Source organism: Clostridium boliviensis, assembly GCF_033342255.1.
Classification (GTDB): Bacteria; Bacillota; Clostridia; order Lachnospirales; family Lachnospiraceae; genus Lacrimispora; species Lacrimispora boliviensis.
Genome location: NZ_JAWONS010000235.1, coordinates 1 through 328, shown reverse-complemented (window position 1 = coordinate 328; position 328 = coordinate 1). Strand labels below are relative to the sequence as shown.

Genomic DNA, 328 nt, shown 5'->3' with positions numbered 1-328 from the left:
CTGGAAATGACCGGCACCGCCGAATTGAAACACCGTCCCGTCGATCGGCTGTCGGGGGGACAGCGCCAGCGGGCCTGGATCGCGATGGCGTTGGCCCAGGAGACCGATGTCATCTTCCTGGACGAACCCACCACTTACCTGGACCTTGCCCATCAATTGGAAGTCCTGGAGCTGCTTCGCGAATTAAACGAAAAGCAAGGACGAACCATCGTCCTCGTACTCCACGATCTGAATCAGGCGGCCCGCTTCGCCGATTACATCATCGCGATGAAACAGGGCCGCATCGTAAAATCGGGGTCTTGTGAAGAGGTGATCAACCCCGAAGTGC

Annotated in this window: 1 protein-coding gene; it reads left to right on the top strand. The window is 57.9% G+C overall.

Features of this window, described 5'->3' with window-relative positions; genetic code table 11:
• Positions 1-328, top strand: a 328-nt coding sequence (locus RZO55_RS14655) for an ABC transporter ATP-binding protein (RefSeq protein WP_318065010.1), incomplete at both ends; no start/stop codon positions are given.